Genomic DNA, 13,858 nt, shown 5'->3' with positions numbered 1-13,858 from the left:
GTTTGGTTATTAAGGAACATATGTTCCCTTTTTGGATATATTTAAACAGCCTTGCGACTGGGGATTGCAAAGTATACTTCAAATATGATGGAGCTGCTTCGGAATACCACAGCGTAACAAATAAGATTCGTTGGATTCATCAATTTCAGGAGCGACCAAGCAGGTGAGTAGTTTCACAGCAAAGACGTTAGCTTGCCGCTCAAATTTACCTGTATTGAAAAATGTGTGTTGATCTATCCAGAATCTACTGAGACCGGGATGTAAACGATCATGAGCAAGCTCATGGGCACAAACTACTCTTTTCCAATCTTCTGATAAGTTAGAATCAATTACAATAAATCGCCTTCGTAGTTTTCTATAGTAAAGTCCTCGTGTGCCTTCCTCGAAAGCGACGTATTTAACCCTTATATTTAAACCCTCTGCGATAACAAAGGGGTCGTTTGACTTAAATCTCTTCACCAGTTTATGAATAATTTCATCCAAAACAGTCACCTACTCCTGGCTGTTTTTTTCTTCTTCTTCTTCTTTTACTTTCTTCTTCGTACCATATGTTTGTTTATTAAGCTCTTTAGCTTCCCAAAAGAGTCCAGAAAGGATGTCCATTACTCTTTGACGCTTCTCACCTTCTATTGGTACTCCGTCAAACATAACCGGTTGATCTTCTTCCAGCATCTGTTTGAAGTCAGCAATATCTTTTTTAGTTGCCCAAGTAGGCAATTCAGGTTTTTCTACCTTAGCTTCATGACTAGACCCGGAATCGATTAAATCATCAACATCTACATTGAAATACTTAGCTATGCTTTGCAGGGATTCTATTTGAGGATTCTTTGTGGTGCCATCAAGTATCTTAATCAAGGTTGTGTAAGGCACACCCGATTCTTTTGCCAATTTATACTTTGACAAACCCTCAGACTCCATAAGTTTAGACACTGTTTCAGCGATACTCACGATCTTATCCCCCTAAATATGTATATCCGTATTCGGTTATAACCGTTTAAGGTAATACTACTACGCAATTAGGATATAAGTCAAGCAATACAAAGCATGATCGAGGTATTAGTGGGTTTTGTTACCGAAATGGGTTAATACGACACTTTACGACATACCGTATAAGGTAGTATTATCGAATTCGAAAGCAGTATTACCTTATACGGTAGCAATTATACCGGAGGTAATCGAGGAGGTGATCAGATGGGGTTGGCTGTGAAAAATAATGTAGACAAATTGCTTGCTTTGAAAAATTGGTCTATTTACAGGCTGAGTAAGGAAAGTGGAGTGTCTCAAACAGTTTTATACAGTCTCGAACAGAAGGAGAAGGGACCTACAGCAGATACGTTGATTAAAATTGCGGGTGCTTTGAACTGTTCTGTAGATGACTTGCTGAAAAATAACTAATATCTAACTCTGGCAGTAAAGGTGGTGAGAGAAAAATGGAAGCTGATTTAGGACCCACTCTTGATGTAATTGACGCTGCTAAGTATCTGAAAGTCAGCAAGTACACAGTTATTAATCGAATCAAGCAGGGCCAGTTAAAAGCTTATAAACAAGGCCGTGGCTGGAGAATCAAAAGGGAATGGTTGATGGAATACGAAAAGGAGTTGTTTACCGCATGAGTCGGCCAATGCGTAGTGAATACGCGATCTATAGAGGTGAAGATCTTCTTGCTATGGGAACCGCTAAGGATTGCGCTGACGAGTTAGGCGTTTCTGAACGGTACATTTACTGGCTTACGTCACCAACTGCACAGCGGCGGATTGCAACTCGAAAAAATCCGGAAAAGTGCATTGTGGGCGTTAGCTTAAATGATGACGAATGAGAGGAGGTGAGAATCTTGCCCTTGATGACAAAACAGCATTACAAAGCAGCATGTGCCTTTTACTTGGCCCTTGCAAGCCAAATGCGCCGCAGTGGCCATATCAAAGTCGCTACGCATGCGGACAAGCAGTATCGCACATATCGTAATCGTCTGCACGCAAAAATGCAGCTGGAAGGCTCCTACCCCTTGTCAGCTGCACACAATTAAACACTCTACCGTCAGTTTACCACTGATAGAAAGGATTATGCAATGAATGTAACCGGAAAGGTTTGGCTTGCCCTCACTCGTGATGAACGAATCATCTGTTTAGAATTTGCTGCTTACGAGAATGCCAAGCGCCAGGCTCGTATTCATTCGCTAAAATATTTTGCTCGATTTAAAGCCGGTTTACGGAAGAGAGGAGATTCAGTATGAGCATGAAATCCACTGGTATTGTTCGCCGCATTGATGACCTGGGCCGTGTTGTTATCCCAAAAGAACTTCGCCGCGCTCACTTTATTGAGGAAGGAGATCCGCTGGAGTACTTCGTAGAAGGTGACAAGATCATCATTCGGAAGTATCAACCTGGCTGCATCCTCTGCGGCAACACTGAAAGTCTGCACTTATTTCATGGTAAACAGATCTGTACACCTTGTATTAATAAAGCTTCAGAGCTTACTAAATCAAACTAAAACCTATTAGGAGGACTCATCCATGCAAAATATCGTTCCGATCCAAATCACATTCCAAGCCGTAAACGCCACTGACATTAAAAACCTGGTGCACGATCTGGCAGGCACATTGGGTAGTATGCCGAACGATTCTGTGCCGGCAGAAACAACTGTCTCCAGTGTTCCTACACAACCGGCACCGACTCAGCCGTCTAACCAGGCTCCAGTGCAACAACCGCCACAGCAGCCCCAATATGGCCAACAGCCACAGTATGGGCAGCAACCTCAGTACGGCCAACAGCCAGTCTATGGTCAGCCGTCGCAGTATGGCCAACAACCAGAACAACCGCAATACGGACAGCAGCCACCGCAACAAACAGGCGTTCCAACAACAGCACCAGCTTACACGATTGATCAACTTGGCGTAGCTGCTCAGCCCGTTATGGATGCAGGTAAAGGTCCCGATCTGATCGGATGGCTCCAGCAACAAGGGGCTGGTTCACTCACAGCGCTTGATCCAAGCAAGTATGGTGAATTTGCCACGTTCCTCCGCAGCCTTGGGGGCCGCATCTAATGACGGAAATTGCACATGCAGAGCGGGCACATGCGCTGCTGTCAGCCAGTGGGGCATCCCGCTGGTTGCAGTGCACGCCGAGTGCCAGGCTCGAAGCCACGTTACCTGATAGTGAGAGTGAGGCCGCCAAGCGCGGTACACTCGCCCATGAGATCGCTGAGCTGAAGCTGCAGAAACTGTTCTCGGGTCTGACGACTCGCAAGTATAACGCTGCGCTGAAGAAGTACAAAGCGGATGAGCTGTATGAGCCAATCATGGAGGATCACACCAATTCATACCTGGATTACATTCAGTCCATTGTTCACCAATTCCCTTCGCCGCCGTTTGTGGCCATCGAACGTCGAGTAGATCTGACCGACTTTGTTCCGGAAAGCTTCGGAACCTCGGACTGCATCATTATTGGTAGCGGAAGGCTCCATGTCATCGATTATAAGAACGGCCAAGGCGTTCCGGTATCGGCTGAAAACAATTCACAAATGAAGCTGTATGCGCTGGGTGCTTACAAGGCTTTCAGTCTCCTGTTTCCAATTGAGTCCGTGCATGTGGCCATTGTGCAACCAAAAGTGTGGAATGAGCCCTCTGAGTGGTCGCTATCTGCGGCTGAGCTGCTGGCCTGGGGGGAGTCGATCAAGCCGATTGCTCAGGCAGCCTTTGATGGCCAGGGTGAGTATGTTCCAGGTGATCACTGCAAATTCTGCCGTGCGAGTGCGACCTGCAGGGCAAGAGTGACGCAGATCATGGAAGCCGGCACCAAAGCACCGCTGAAGCCCCCTCTGCTTAGCTGGGAGGAAGCTGCAGATGTATTGAAGCGAGCTGATGGAATTGTCGGCTGGTACTCCGATCTGAAGAAGCTTGCTTTGGCTGAGGCACTGAAAGGGGGAATCGTTCCAGGCTGGAAAGCCGTAGAGGGTCGGGGCAGTCGTGATTATGCAGATTTGGACGCAGCATTTAAGCACCTGCAGGATAAAGGCATTGAGGAAGCGATCCTGTATGATCGTAAACCATTAACACCGCCACAGCTGGAGAAGACGCTGGGCAAAAAGGAATACCGCGAGTTACTGGAGGAGTCCGGCCACGTGGTCAGCAGATCAGGGGCGCCGACACTGGTACCTGATGATGACAAGCGGCCTGGCATTACAACCCAAGTTAATCCAGCAGACGTATTCGGTCCTGCACCAGAACAACCACAAAACTAATTCATGATAAGGGGATAAATCCATATGACAACAGAAACAGCAATCACCACAAACGAGGTAAGACTGAGCTTTGTAAACTTGTTCACTCCACGTGCCAACAAACCCGGGCAAGAGCCGAAATACAGCACTACTATTCTGATTCCTAAATCCGATTTTGCCACAATGCAACGTATCAATGCAGCCATTGAAGCTGCGTCACAAAAGGGTGTAGCTGGCGTATGGGGCGGTGCTCGTCCGGCGCAACCTAGCAATCCTATTCATGATGGGGACGGATTAAGACCAAACGGTGAAGTATTTGGCCCTGAATGCAAAGGTCATTGGGTTCTGACGGCCAGCAGCAAGCAGCAGCAGGCGGTTGTGGGTCCAGACATGGGACCGATCATTGACCAAACCCGTGTGTACTCCGGTGTGTATGGCCGAGTGAATATTAACTTCTTCCCCTATAGCAACAGCGGCAAAAAAGGGGTAGGTGCCGGACTTGGTCCGGTGCAGATCCTTCGTGATGGTGAAGCCTTGGGTGGACGGATCTCCGCTGAACAAGCTTTCGGTGGCAATGGAGGCGGTGTGGGCTTTGTTCCCCAGCCAGCTCCACAGGGTTATGATCATATCCCGCCGCAGCAATACGGCCAACAACCACCACAGCAGCCGCAGAATGGCCAGCAACCTCCGACTCAACCGGGATATGGCCAAGCACCACAACAACCGCAATACGGCCAACAGCCGCCAGCACAACCTGGCTACGGTCAAGCACCTCAGCAACCGCAGTACGGACAAGCTCCGCAACAAGGCTACGGACAGCAGCAACCACCGCAACAGCAGATCGATCCGATCACCGGCAAGCCTCTTGGCGGCGGGATCTACGGGATCTAATTCATAAGCAGTTCAGTAGAGGGGTTCTTCGGAACCCCTTCACTTTACCAGAAAGGAGGAAACCAACAACATGACATGGCACCTTTCAATCGATATTGAGACCTACAGCAGCATCGACATTAAGAAAGCAGGGTTATATCGATACGTTCAAAGTCCTGATTTTGAAATCCTTTTGTTCGCTTATTCCTGGAATAGCGGCCCGACGCGAATTATTGATCTAGCTCAGGGTGAAGTCATTCCGGAAGAAGTTATCCGCGCTTTAAATGATAAAGAAGTCATCAAACACGCATATAACGCGGCTTTTGAATGGTACTGTCTAAACAAATTCTGGCCTTCACCTGTAGAGCATTGGCGCTGCACACAGATTCATGGTTTGTACTGTGGTTACCCTGCAGGACTTGGCAAGGTGGGCGAAGCGCTTGGACTTCCCCAGGACAAGAAGAAAATGGGCGTCGGTGGCGCACTGATTCGGACGTTCTGTGTACCGATCAAGAAGCCTGCCAAGTCAACTGGCTTCCGGAAGCGCACTCTGCCCCATCATGAGCCTGAGAAGTGGGAGCTGTTCAAGCAGTACTGTGTGGGTGACGTTGTGGCAGAGGTGGAGATCCTTCGCCGGTTATCGGTGTTCCCGGTTCCGGATATGGAGTGGGAGCTTTGGTTCTTGGATCAACGGATCAATGCCCGAGGGATCGCCTGTGACCTGCAGCTGGTCAAGGGTGCTTTGGCCGTAGATCAGCAGATCACAGCGGAGCTGATGCAGGAAGCCATACAGCTCAGCGGCTTAGACAACCCCAAGTCAGTGCAGCAACTTAAAAAGTGGCTATCCAAGGAGATCGGGGAAGAGGTCGAGGATCTGAGGAAAGACACCGTATCCGGACTGATCGACAACGTGGAAGATGGCAGAGCCAAGCGCGTCCTGGAGATCCGCAGGGAGCTGTCCAAGACCAGTACTAAAAAGTATGTGGCCATGGAGACGGTAGCTTGTGAGGACGGACGGGTTCGAGGGCTCTTGCAGTTCTACGGTGCGAACCGGACAGGCCGGTGGGCAGGGCGATTGGTCCAGGTCCACAACCTCCCCAGGAACAAGATGGACACGCTCGAATATGCGAGGCAGCTGGTTCACGGCCAGCAAGTCAATCTGTTGAAACTGATGTACGGAAACGTTCCTGATACGCTCAGTCAATTGATCCGGACCGCGTTTGTGGCTCCGGACGGGAAGAAGCTACACATTGCCGACTTCTCCGCAATCGAAGCCCGGGTAATTGCCTGGCTTGCTGGAGAACAATGGCGGTTGGATGTGTTCGCAACGCACGGCAAAATTTATGAAGCTTCCGCGTCGGCCATGTTCGGGATTCCGCTTGAACAGGTAGATAAGGATCTGCGTCAACGAGGCAAGGTGTCTGAATTAGCTTTAGGTTATCAGGGTGCTTCCGGTGCTTTGATCGCCATGGGCGCCTTGGATATGGGTCTAGAAGAGGACGAACTGCCCGAGATTGTAACGCGGTGGCGTAACGCCAATCGGCGCATTGTGGATCTGTGGTTCAGCTTTGAAAAGGCGGCGCTGAGTGTTATGGAGACGGGGCAGCCTGCAGGTGTTCGGGGCATCATCTTCGCTCGGGAGAGCCATCACGGTAACGGTCTGGACTTCTTTACGGTTCAGCTGCCTTCCGGAAGAAAGTTGTATTACGTGGAGCCACGCCTGGCTCAGAACGACTTTGGTAAGCAGGCATTGCACTACATGGGTCCGGATCAGAAGACGGGCAAATGGTCGCTGATCAACACCTATGGCGGAAAGCTTGTCGAGAACATTGTCCAGGCAATTGCTCGGGACTGTCTGGCCGTATCACTGGTGCGGGTGGAACAAGCCGGTTTTGACACCGTGCTGCATGTGCATGACGAAATTGGAATCGAGTCGGATCAACCGGAGGATCTGGAGAAGGTATTGGATCTAATGGCAGAGCCGGTACCGTGGGCTCCCGGGCTACCACTGAAGGCAGCCGGGTTCACCACAGACTTTTACATGAAGGATTAACTAATTCTTATGTGCATCGATAAAAATTTTCTGAAGGCGTTCTAGTTTTTCAACAATTCTTGGATCGTCGTCGTCAAGTACGTTTTCAAAATTATTTTCTCCAATTTCAAGTGCTAACAAAAGAAATTTAAGGCTATGTCTGTTAGCAAAGCGTTTTAGATATTCAGTTTCAAGACTGAATTGTACAAAAACTGTTTCATCGAATCTGCCATTCGATTTGTTTAGTAGCTCATTTGTACGTCTTTTTAAATCATTAGATGTCGAAACAAAGATGATATTTCGATTTTTGTCCAACAGGAGGAGTACTCCTTCTCTTTCTGGCGCTTTATCAACTGCTTCGTTGACTGGGATTTCTTCGTCCCAATCAAAATTCTGAATGGCTTCACCTTCAGCTTTCAGGTGCAATCTAAATTCTGTTTTTGAGATGAATTCCATAGATAAATCTCCCTTATGTAATTTTATTTCTAACGTTGACTTTATTCGCTTTTGATTTAAAGAAATCCTTTGTTTCCTAAATATTAGAATCCGGAGGTTGATTTCATGATAAATGAATTAGTTAAAGCGGCCCACGCCAATGCTTCGAGCAAAGGCTGGTGGGACAAGAATCCCAGCTTTGGTGAAACCATCGCACTGATCCATTCGGAAGCTTCGGAGGCGCTGGAAGATTTCCGAAGCGGGAAGCAGCCGACAGAGGTTTGGTATGAGGTGAAGAATTTTGATGGCCAGATTATTGAACGTTCCACAATGCTGGATGCTGATTGGAAGCCCTGCGGAATTCCTTCCGAGCTGGCCGGCATCGTTATCCGTGTTCTAGATGTGTGCGGTCACTATGGAATTGATCTGGAAAAGGCTATTCAGGAGAAGATGGCATACAACGCTACTCGGCCGAAGCGGCATGGCGGCAAGGTGCTTTAAGCCGATGTTCACTGACCTGTATAAATCAGATATCCCTTGGGATATTGTCACAGACGATAGCGGTAAGGTGATCGGTGAGGTGTACAAGCCTCTTCCGGAACCACCGCCAAGGAGGCGACAAGCAAAATGGGGCATTATTTCTACATCACTCCAGGGGAGTATGCAGAAGCGGCCAAGCTCGGAATAAAGCCAGCAATGTTGGATCGGCGTATTCGTGCACAGGGTTGGCCAAAGCAACAGGCAATGACAACACCGCCGCGTCCGCTCACGGATCGTAGGCGCTGGAAAGCCGAAGCAGAGAACAACGGAGTTAGTTATGACACGTTCATGTCCCGGATCAATCGAGGTTGGACGATGGAACGGGCAGCAACCGAACCTCTCCAGACGCCTGAACAGGCAAAGGCTCAGACGGCAAGAGCCACAGAGGCTATTCGCGTTTATCCCAAGGAGTATGTGGATCTCGCTGCTCAAAACGGAATAGCTTATGCCACATTTGTTCACCGGATTAAATCTATAGGTTGGGATTATGACCGTGCAGCCACTGAACCTTTAAGGTCACATCAGCAGTCAGGTGTCCTGGGGGCTAAGCGGCTCAGGGAACGAGAAGGAGATTGGGCAGCACAGATATTTGGAAAGCGGTGATTATAGTGTTAAACGTCGATTGGAAAATGACTATTGGATTTCCCGGAGCTGAGCGTGAAGGAACGGTCGAGATTGAAGCTTCTGAATTAGAAGGGAAATCATCAGAAGAACAAGATGAAATCATCTATAAAGCGATCTGGGAAGATGCCATGCAGTATGTCGATGTATTCCCAACTCGGAAATATGAGGATGGTGATCCGACATGAGTAAACCAGATAAATTGCGATTTGATGGTAATAACCGAGCCCACGCGTTTGTGATTACAGGCATGATTGAAATGATCGAGAACGACGGACTGACTCCACATGAAGTATTCGAAGTGTTGGAGGATATTAAACGTCAGACGTGGAGCGCATTAAGTGACATCCATAGAGGGGAGGGTTAGCCCATGAGAGCCTTAACTGTGCAGGAAAAGAAGCACATTGCTGATGTGAAGAAACGTGCGAATACAGCGATATCCAAGAAACGAATTTTGCTAGGTGCCCAGATCCGAGCGTGTACTGCTCCTGTGGAGATGAAACGGAAAAAAGAACTGCTCCGTCAGTTTGATGCTCTTTCACCAGTCAAAGGTTACCCAGCAGTCATTGAGGACAAGGATCGTTCGATGGTCATTGACTATGAACTGTTCCGCAGGTTAACCCGATCACTGAAGCATCGACGTGTAGATGTTCGAATCGAACCAGGTGGCGTGCTGATGATACATCATGAAGACCCGTCCAATAGTTGCAACCACGGCGAGCTAGAGCTTTACGAGATACCACCTTGGCAGCAGTATGCACTTTCGGATTTACCTGTTATAGAGATTGATTAAACCAGGAGGCAGGCGTCATGCATTTTGACAGACAACTAACTATATCAAGCGCCGGGACCAGACACAGCACAAACTGGCAGACGCAAACGGCCTATTGGTCGGAGATCGTCGAGCGTTTACGGACTGCTGTACGGGGTGCGGAAACGCTGGCGGAATACTTGCAGCTGCCTAAGAGCAAACAGGATGACCTGAAGGACGTTGGCGGCTTTGTCGGTGGCAGTCTGTCAGGCGGTCGCCGGAAAGCCAACGCGGTCATTGGCCGTGATCTGGTTACGCTTGACCTTGATAATATTCCAGCAGGCGCGACGGCGGATATCCTTCGCCGCCTGGATGCCCTGGGCTGCGGCTATGCCGTTTATAGTACACGGAAGCATGAAGAGAACCGTCCACGGCTTCGGGTCGTGGCGCCGCTTGATCGGATGGCCACAGCTGATGAGTATGAACCGATTGCCCGGAAGCTCGGGGAGATCATCGGCATTGGGCTTTGTGATCCGACCACATTCGAAGCTTCACGGCTCATGTACTGGCCAAGCTGCAGCGCAGACAGTCAGTTCGTGTTCACGTTCGGGGATAAGCCTTTTCTTTCAGTAGACGGCCTGTTGGCCATGTATGCTGACTGGCGCAATGTGGCTTCATGGCCACAGGTGCCTGGTACCGGCCAGACCCATGTACGTCTGGCGGCCAAACAGGGTGATCCCACCGAGAAGCAAGGCATGGTCGGGGCTTTCTGTAAGGTCTACGACGTGCCGGCAGCCATTGACGCATTCTTACCAGGTGTCTATCTGAATACGGATGATGGCAGTGGCCGACTTACGTACGTAGGCGGTTCGACCACAGGCGGTGCGATCGTTTATGACGATGGCCAGTTTCTATTCTCCCATCATGCTACGGATCCGACAGGCGGACGACTGGTAAACAGTTTTGACCTGGTGCGGCTTCACAAGTTCGGAGATCAGGACGACGAGGCGAAGCTTGGGACTCCTACGAATAAGCTTCCTTCATACACAGCCATGATGGACTTCGCCATGCGCCAGGAGCCTGTGGCCGGACTGCTGATGCAGGAACGACACCAGAAGGCTACAGCGGCGTTTGCCGACTCTCCAGTGTTGCCGGCAGAGCCAGAGGATATGGACTGGATGCGGCGGCTGGAGTTCAACAGTAACGGTGTTTACCTGAAGACGGTAGATAATGTGCTTATCGTACTGGAGTATGACCCAGCGTTAAAGGATAAGATTGCGTTTGATGAATTCGCCAATCGGGGTCTGGTGCTTGGGGCGCTGCCTTGGGATGCCAGGGAAGAACGGCGGCCTTGGGCCAGTTCAGACGATGCAGGGATCTATCATTACATCGAAAAGGTGTACGGTATCGCGGTAGACGCCAAGATCAACAACGCTTTAACCCTGATCACGCATAAGAAGCGGTTCAACGATGTGCGGCGGTACCTGGAAGGGCTGACGTGGGATGGTGTGCCGAGACTGGACACGCTGTTCACCGATTATCTGGGTGCAGAGGACAGCCTGTACACCCGGGCAGTGTCCCGGAAGTCCTTCACGGCTGCTGTGGCCAGAGCGATGGAGCCCGGCGTCAAATGGGACTATATGCCGATTCTGGCGGGGCTGCAGGGGCTAGGTAAATCCACATTTCTGCGGTACATGGGCAAGGACTGGTATTCCGACAGCTTGACCACCTTTGAGGGCAAGGACGCCATGGAGTTGATACAAGGTGTTTGGCTCAATGAGGTAGGGGAGCTGACGGGGATGAGTAAGTCCGAGAGTAACGCCGTAAAGCAGTTCCTGAGTCGGACGGAGGACATTTATCGTGAGGCATACGGCAAGCGGACAATGCCTTATCCACGGCGCTGCGTCTTCTTCGGAACAACGAATGACAGTGAGTTCCTACGGGATCGTACAGGGAATCGACGGTTTTGGCCAATCGATGTTGGCATCGTAAAGCCGACAAAGAGCGTGTTTCAGGATCTGAAGGGTGAAGTGGATCAGATATATGCGGAAGCTTTTGTACGGTGGCAGCTGAGTGAGCCTCTGTATCTTTCAGGTGAGATCGAGGACATGGCCAAAGAGCGCCAGGAGGCCCACAGGGAGAGTAGCGCAAAGGAAGGCATCATACAAGCATTCGTGAGTCGAGATGTACCTGCTGATTGGCAGAAGCGCGATTTACCGACGAGACGAATGTACTGGTCCGGTGAGTTTGGGAAGCCCCAGGAAGGCGAGGGAGGCCCCCGGGACCGGATATGTGCCGCTGAGATTTGGTGCGAATGCTTCAATTCGGACATCAAGTATATTAAGCAGTCAGATACACGAGAAATTAACGGTATATTGTCTTGCATCCCAGGGTGGGAAGAGTACAAAGGTTGGTTTGGCCCATACAACTGGCAGCGAGGTTTTCGGAAAAAATGACTTGGACAGATTGGACAAACCATCTTGGACAGTCTACCGAGTGTCCAACTTTCATTTTGGACAGATTTTGAAGTGTCCAAGCGAGTGTCCAAGTAAGTGTCCAAGGAAAAAACCGCTATATATCAATATATTATTACTTTATTGGACACTTTGGACACTTTAATAGTTAAAGGTAAATATTAAAGAGATTAGAGAGATTATAGAAAATATATACCGCCTGATACACCTAATAACTAGAATGTTCCGTGTGCGTAGCGTGTGCACGCGTAACACAGCCTGAGGAGGGTTGTCAAGTGAAAGAGAGCCAAATTGAATCCTATTTACGAGATAAGATAAAAGCCCTTGGTGGCATCGCCTATAAATTCGTATCGCCTGGTAACTCCGGAGTGCCTGACCGGATAGTACTGCTTCCTAAAGGCCGAACCGTATTCGTGGAGTTGAAGGCCCCAGGTAAGAAACCCACCAAGCTGCAGCAGGTGCAGCATAAGCGCATGCAGGCTTTGGGCCATGAGGTACGGGTGATCGACAGCAGAGAGCAGGTGGACGCATGGCTGCAGGAGCTATAAGCGCCGAGCGGAAGAAGTTTGTCCCGCATGACTATCAGCGGTATTGCATTAACCGGCTTTTGACAGATGATGCCCTTGGACTGTTTCTGGATCTGGGTCTAGGGAAAACCGTGATTACCTTGACCGCCGTTAACGACCTGAAGTACAACCGATTCGCGGTCAGCCGGACCTTGGTCATTGCCCCCAAGAAAGTGGCAGAGGCTACCTGGGGGAACGAAGCAGCCAAGTGGCAGCACCTGAAGCATATGCGAATCATTACAGTGCTGGGTACCGTACAGCAGCGGATCAAGGCGCTGAACACCCCAGGAGACGTATGGGTGATCAACCGGGAAAATGTTGCATGGCTTGTGGAGTATTATCGGAATGCCTGGCCCTTTGACATGGTGGTGCTGGACGAGCTGTCCAGCTTCAAGAATCATAAGGCGCAGCGATTCAAAGTTTTGACGTGGGTACGGCCGCATATCAAGCGGATCGTGGGCCTAACAGGTACCCCCGCACCCAACGGGCTACTTGACCTGTGGGCCCAGGTGAATCTATTAGATCAGGGGAAACGTCTGGAGAAGAACATCACCGGGTACCGTGTGAAGTATTTCGAGAAGAATTATAACGGCCACGGCTACACCGCAAAACCCGGTGCGGATGATGTGATTCAGAGACAGATTGCCGATCTATGTATCAGCATGAAGGCTGAGGATTATCTGGAGCTGCCTGATAGCATCATGAACGTCATTCCCGTTGTCCTGGATGCGAAAGCCCAGAAGCAATATAACCAGCTGGAGAAGCAGTTGCTTCTGGAGATCGAGGACGGAACGGAGATATCCGTCACCAGCGCAGCGGCGCTATCAGGCAAGTTGCTGCAGCTGTGTAACGGAGCCTTGTACGATGAGAACCGGCAGGTCTTCGAGATCCACGATAACAAGGTGGAAGCCTTCATGGAGCTGGTAGAGCAGCTTAATGGTAAATCGGCTTTGGTGTTCTACAGCTTCCAGCATGACCTGACCCGGATCAAGAAGGCTTTGGAGAAAACGTCCTTACGGATCCGTGAGCTGAAGACGCCGCAGGACCAACTGGATTGGAATGCCGGCAAGGTGGATATCCTGCTTGCCCATCCCGCCAGTGCCGCCTATGGACTTAATTTGCAGGATGGCGGTAACCATGTCGTGTGGTTTGGCCTGAACTGGAGCCTTGAGCTTTACCAGCAAGCTAACGGCCGTTTGCATAGGCAGGGCCAGAAGCAGAAGGTTATCCTGCATCACCTGGTGGTGCAAGGTGGAGCTGACGAAGACGTGATGAAAGCCCTGGAAGGTAAGGCCGCCACACAGGATAAGCTTCTGGACGCACTGAAAGCCCGGATTGAGCGGATCAAATAGAG

Annotated in this window: 20 protein-coding genes; 17 read left to right on the top strand and 3 right to left on the bottom strand. The window is 49.9% G+C overall.

Going from position 1 to position 13,858, the window contains the following annotated elements; all coding sequences use genetic code 11:
* Positions 1-78: 78 nt before the first annotated feature.
* The gene (locus tag MHH25_RS23570) at positions 79-483 is read right to left on the bottom strand and encodes an ImmA/IrrE family metallo-endopeptidase (RefSeq protein ID WP_340018312.1); all 405 of its coding nucleotides are present in this window, start codon (positions 481-483) and stop codon (positions 79-81) included.
* Positions 484-492: 9 nt separating this feature from the next.
* Positions 493-948: a helix-turn-helix transcriptional regulator gene (locus MHH25_RS23565; RefSeq protein ID WP_340018311.1), complete on the bottom strand. Its 456-nt coding sequence runs from the start codon at positions 946-948 to the stop codon at positions 493-495.
* 243 nt (positions 949-1,191) lie between these two features.
* On the opposite strand from MHH25_RS23565, the gene MHH25_RS23560 reads away from it, so the two are divergent.
* From MHH25_RS23560 to MHH25_RS23520, 9 genes are all read left to right on the top strand, one after another.
* A complete protein-coding gene (locus tag MHH25_RS23560) occupies positions 1,192-1,395 on the top strand; it encodes a helix-turn-helix transcriptional regulator (RefSeq protein ID WP_340018310.1) in 204 nt (67 codons plus the stop codon).
* A 35-nt stretch (positions 1,396-1,430) separates the two neighbouring features.
* Positions 1,431-1,613: a helix-turn-helix domain-containing protein gene (locus tag MHH25_RS23555; RefSeq protein WP_340018309.1), complete on the top strand. Its 183-nt coding sequence runs from the start codon at positions 1,431-1,433 to the stop codon at positions 1,611-1,613.
* The gene (locus MHH25_RS23550) at positions 1,610-1,816 is read left to right on the top strand and encodes a hypothetical protein (RefSeq protein ID WP_340018308.1); all 207 of its coding nucleotides are present in this window, start codon (positions 1,610-1,612) and stop codon (positions 1,814-1,816) included. Before MHH25_RS23555 ends, MHH25_RS23550 begins: the two co-directional genes overlap by 4 nt.
* 15 nt (positions 1,817-1,831) lie before the next feature.
* The gene (locus MHH25_RS23545) at positions 1,832-2,023 is read left to right on the top strand and encodes a hypothetical protein (protein WP_340018307.1); all 192 of its coding nucleotides are present in this window, start codon (positions 1,832-1,834) and stop codon (positions 2,021-2,023) included.
* 209 nt (positions 2,024-2,232) lie between these two features.
* Entirely contained in the window at positions 2,233-2,487 is a 255-nt protein-coding gene (locus MHH25_RS23540) for an AbrB/MazE/SpoVT family DNA-binding domain-containing protein (RefSeq protein ID WP_340020543.1), read from the top strand.
* 22 nt (positions 2,488-2,509) lie between these two features.
* Complete coding sequence (locus MHH25_RS23535) at positions 2,510-3,040, top strand: hypothetical protein (protein ID WP_340018306.1); 531 nt, start codon at positions 2,510-2,512, stop codon at positions 3,038-3,040.
* Positions 3,040-4,236, top strand: a complete 1,197-nt coding sequence (locus MHH25_RS23530; RefSeq protein ID WP_340018305.1) for a DUF2800 domain-containing protein — start codon at positions 3,040-3,042, stop codon at positions 4,234-4,236. The genes MHH25_RS23535 and MHH25_RS23530 overlap by 1 nt, the downstream gene beginning before the upstream one ends.
* A 24-nt stretch (positions 4,237-4,260) precedes the next feature.
* A complete protein-coding gene (locus MHH25_RS23525) occupies positions 4,261-5,106 on the top strand; it encodes a DUF2815 family protein (protein WP_340018304.1) in 846 nt (281 codons plus the stop codon).
* Positions 5,107-5,176: 70 nt separating this feature from the next.
* Positions 5,177-7,138, top strand: a complete 1,962-nt coding sequence (locus MHH25_RS23520) for a DNA polymerase (RefSeq protein ID WP_340018303.1) — start codon at positions 5,177-5,179, stop codon at positions 7,136-7,138.
* Here MHH25_RS23520 and MHH25_RS23515 read toward each other — a convergent pair whose 3' ends face one another.
* Positions 7,139-7,573: a hypothetical protein gene (locus MHH25_RS23515; protein ID WP_340018302.1), complete on the bottom strand. Its 435-nt coding sequence runs from the start codon at positions 7,571-7,573 to the stop codon at positions 7,139-7,141.
* Between the two features lie 105 nt (positions 7,574-7,678).
* Between MHH25_RS23515 and MHH25_RS23510 the strand changes: the two genes are divergently transcribed.
* The 8 genes from MHH25_RS23510 to MHH25_RS23475 all read left to right on the top strand — a co-directional run bounded on the left by MHH25_RS23510 (position 7,679) and on the right by MHH25_RS23475 (position 13,856).
* The gene (locus MHH25_RS23510; protein WP_340018301.1) at positions 7,679-8,053 is read left to right on the top strand and encodes a hypothetical protein; all 375 of its coding nucleotides are present in this window, start codon (positions 7,679-7,681) and stop codon (positions 8,051-8,053) included.
* 126 nt (positions 8,054-8,179) lie between these two features.
* On the top strand, positions 8,180-8,695 hold the full coding sequence (locus MHH25_RS23505; protein ID WP_340018300.1) for a hypothetical protein: 516 nt from the start codon (positions 8,180-8,182) through the stop codon (positions 8,693-8,695).
* 5 nt (positions 8,696-8,700) lie between these two features.
* Entirely contained in the window at positions 8,701-8,901 is a 201-nt protein-coding gene (locus MHH25_RS23500; protein ID WP_340018299.1) for a hypothetical protein, read from the top strand.
* Complete coding sequence (locus MHH25_RS23495) at positions 8,898-9,080, top strand: hypothetical protein (RefSeq protein ID WP_340018298.1); 183 nt, start codon at positions 8,898-8,900, stop codon at positions 9,078-9,080. The genes MHH25_RS23500 and MHH25_RS23495 overlap by 4 nt, the downstream gene beginning before the upstream one ends.
* A gap of 3 nt (positions 9,081-9,083) precedes the next feature.
* A complete protein-coding gene (locus tag MHH25_RS23490; protein WP_340018297.1) occupies positions 9,084-9,506 on the top strand; it encodes a hypothetical protein in 423 nt (140 codons plus the stop codon).
* A gap of 17 nt (positions 9,507-9,523) precedes the next feature.
* A complete protein-coding gene (locus MHH25_RS23485) occupies positions 9,524-11,920 on the top strand; it encodes a virulence-associated E family protein (RefSeq protein ID WP_340018296.1) in 2,397 nt (798 codons plus the stop codon).
* A gap of 293 nt (positions 11,921-12,213) precedes the next feature.
* A complete protein-coding gene (locus tag MHH25_RS23480; protein WP_340018295.1) occupies positions 12,214-12,486 on the top strand; it encodes a VRR-NUC domain-containing protein in 273 nt (90 codons plus the stop codon).
* The gene (locus MHH25_RS23475; RefSeq protein ID WP_340018294.1) at positions 12,468-13,856 is read left to right on the top strand and encodes a DEAD/DEAH box helicase; all 1,389 of its coding nucleotides are present in this window, start codon (positions 12,468-12,470) and stop codon (positions 13,854-13,856) included. Before MHH25_RS23480 ends, MHH25_RS23475 begins: the two co-directional genes overlap by 19 nt.
* The last annotated feature ends 2 nt before the right edge of the window (positions 13,857-13,858 follow it).

This window comes from Paenibacillus sp. FSL H3-0457, from assembly GCF_037981725.1.
Lineage (GTDB): Bacteria > Bacillota > Bacilli > Paenibacillales > Paenibacillaceae > Paenibacillus > Paenibacillus amylolyticus.
The sequence above is the reverse complement of the archived record's forward strand: the minus strand, read 5'-3'. Positions and strand labels throughout refer to the sequence as shown.

Bases quoted from the DNA above. Each gene is read 5' to 3' on its own strand.
- MHH25_RS23560 (WP_340018310.1), top strand. From the start codon at position 1,192: ATGGGGTTGGCTGTGAAAAATAATGTAGACAAATTGCTTGCTTTGAAA.
- MHH25_RS23555 (WP_340018309.1), top strand. From the start codon at position 1,431: ATGGAAGCTGATTTAGGACCCACTCTTGATGTAATTGACGCTGCTAAG.
- MHH25_RS23550 (WP_340018308.1), top strand. From the start codon at position 1,610: ATGAGTCGGCCAATGCGTAGTGAATACGCGATCTATAGAGGTGAAGAT.
- MHH25_RS23540 (WP_340020543.1), top strand. From the start codon at position 2,233: ATGAAATCCACTGGTATTGTTCGCCGCATTGATGACCTGGGCCGTGTT.
- MHH25_RS23535 (WP_340018306.1), top strand. From the start codon at position 2,510: ATGCAAAATATCGTTCCGATCCAAATCACATTCCAAGCCGTAAACGCC.
- MHH25_RS23530 (WP_340018305.1), top strand. From the start codon at position 3,040: ATGACGGAAATTGCACATGCAGAGCGGGCACATGCGCTGCTGTCAGCC.
- MHH25_RS23525 (WP_340018304.1), top strand. From the start codon at position 4,261: ATGACAACAGAAACAGCAATCACCACAAACGAGGTAAGACTGAGCTTT.
- MHH25_RS23520 (WP_340018303.1), top strand. From the start codon at position 5,177: ATGACATGGCACCTTTCAATCGATATTGAGACCTACAGCAGCATCGAC.
- MHH25_RS23515 (WP_340018302.1), bottom strand. From the start codon at position 7,573: ATGGAATTCATCTCAAAAACAGAATTTAGATTGCACCTGAAAGCTGAA.
- MHH25_RS23510 (WP_340018301.1), top strand. From the start codon at position 7,679: ATGATAAATGAATTAGTTAAAGCGGCCCACGCCAATGCTTCGAGCAAA.
- MHH25_RS23505 (WP_340018300.1), top strand. From the start codon at position 8,180: ATGGGGCATTATTTCTACATCACTCCAGGGGAGTATGCAGAAGCGGCC.
- MHH25_RS23495 (WP_340018298.1), top strand. From the start codon at position 8,898: ATGAGTAAACCAGATAAATTGCGATTTGATGGTAATAACCGAGCCCAC.
- MHH25_RS23490 (WP_340018297.1), top strand. From the start codon at position 9,084: ATGAGAGCCTTAACTGTGCAGGAAAAGAAGCACATTGCTGATGTGAAG.
- MHH25_RS23485 (WP_340018296.1), top strand. From the start codon at position 9,524: ATGCATTTTGACAGACAACTAACTATATCAAGCGCCGGGACCAGACAC.
- MHH25_RS23475 (WP_340018294.1), top strand. From the start codon at position 12,468: ATGGCTGCAGGAGCTATAAGCGCCGAGCGGAAGAAGTTTGTCCCGCAT.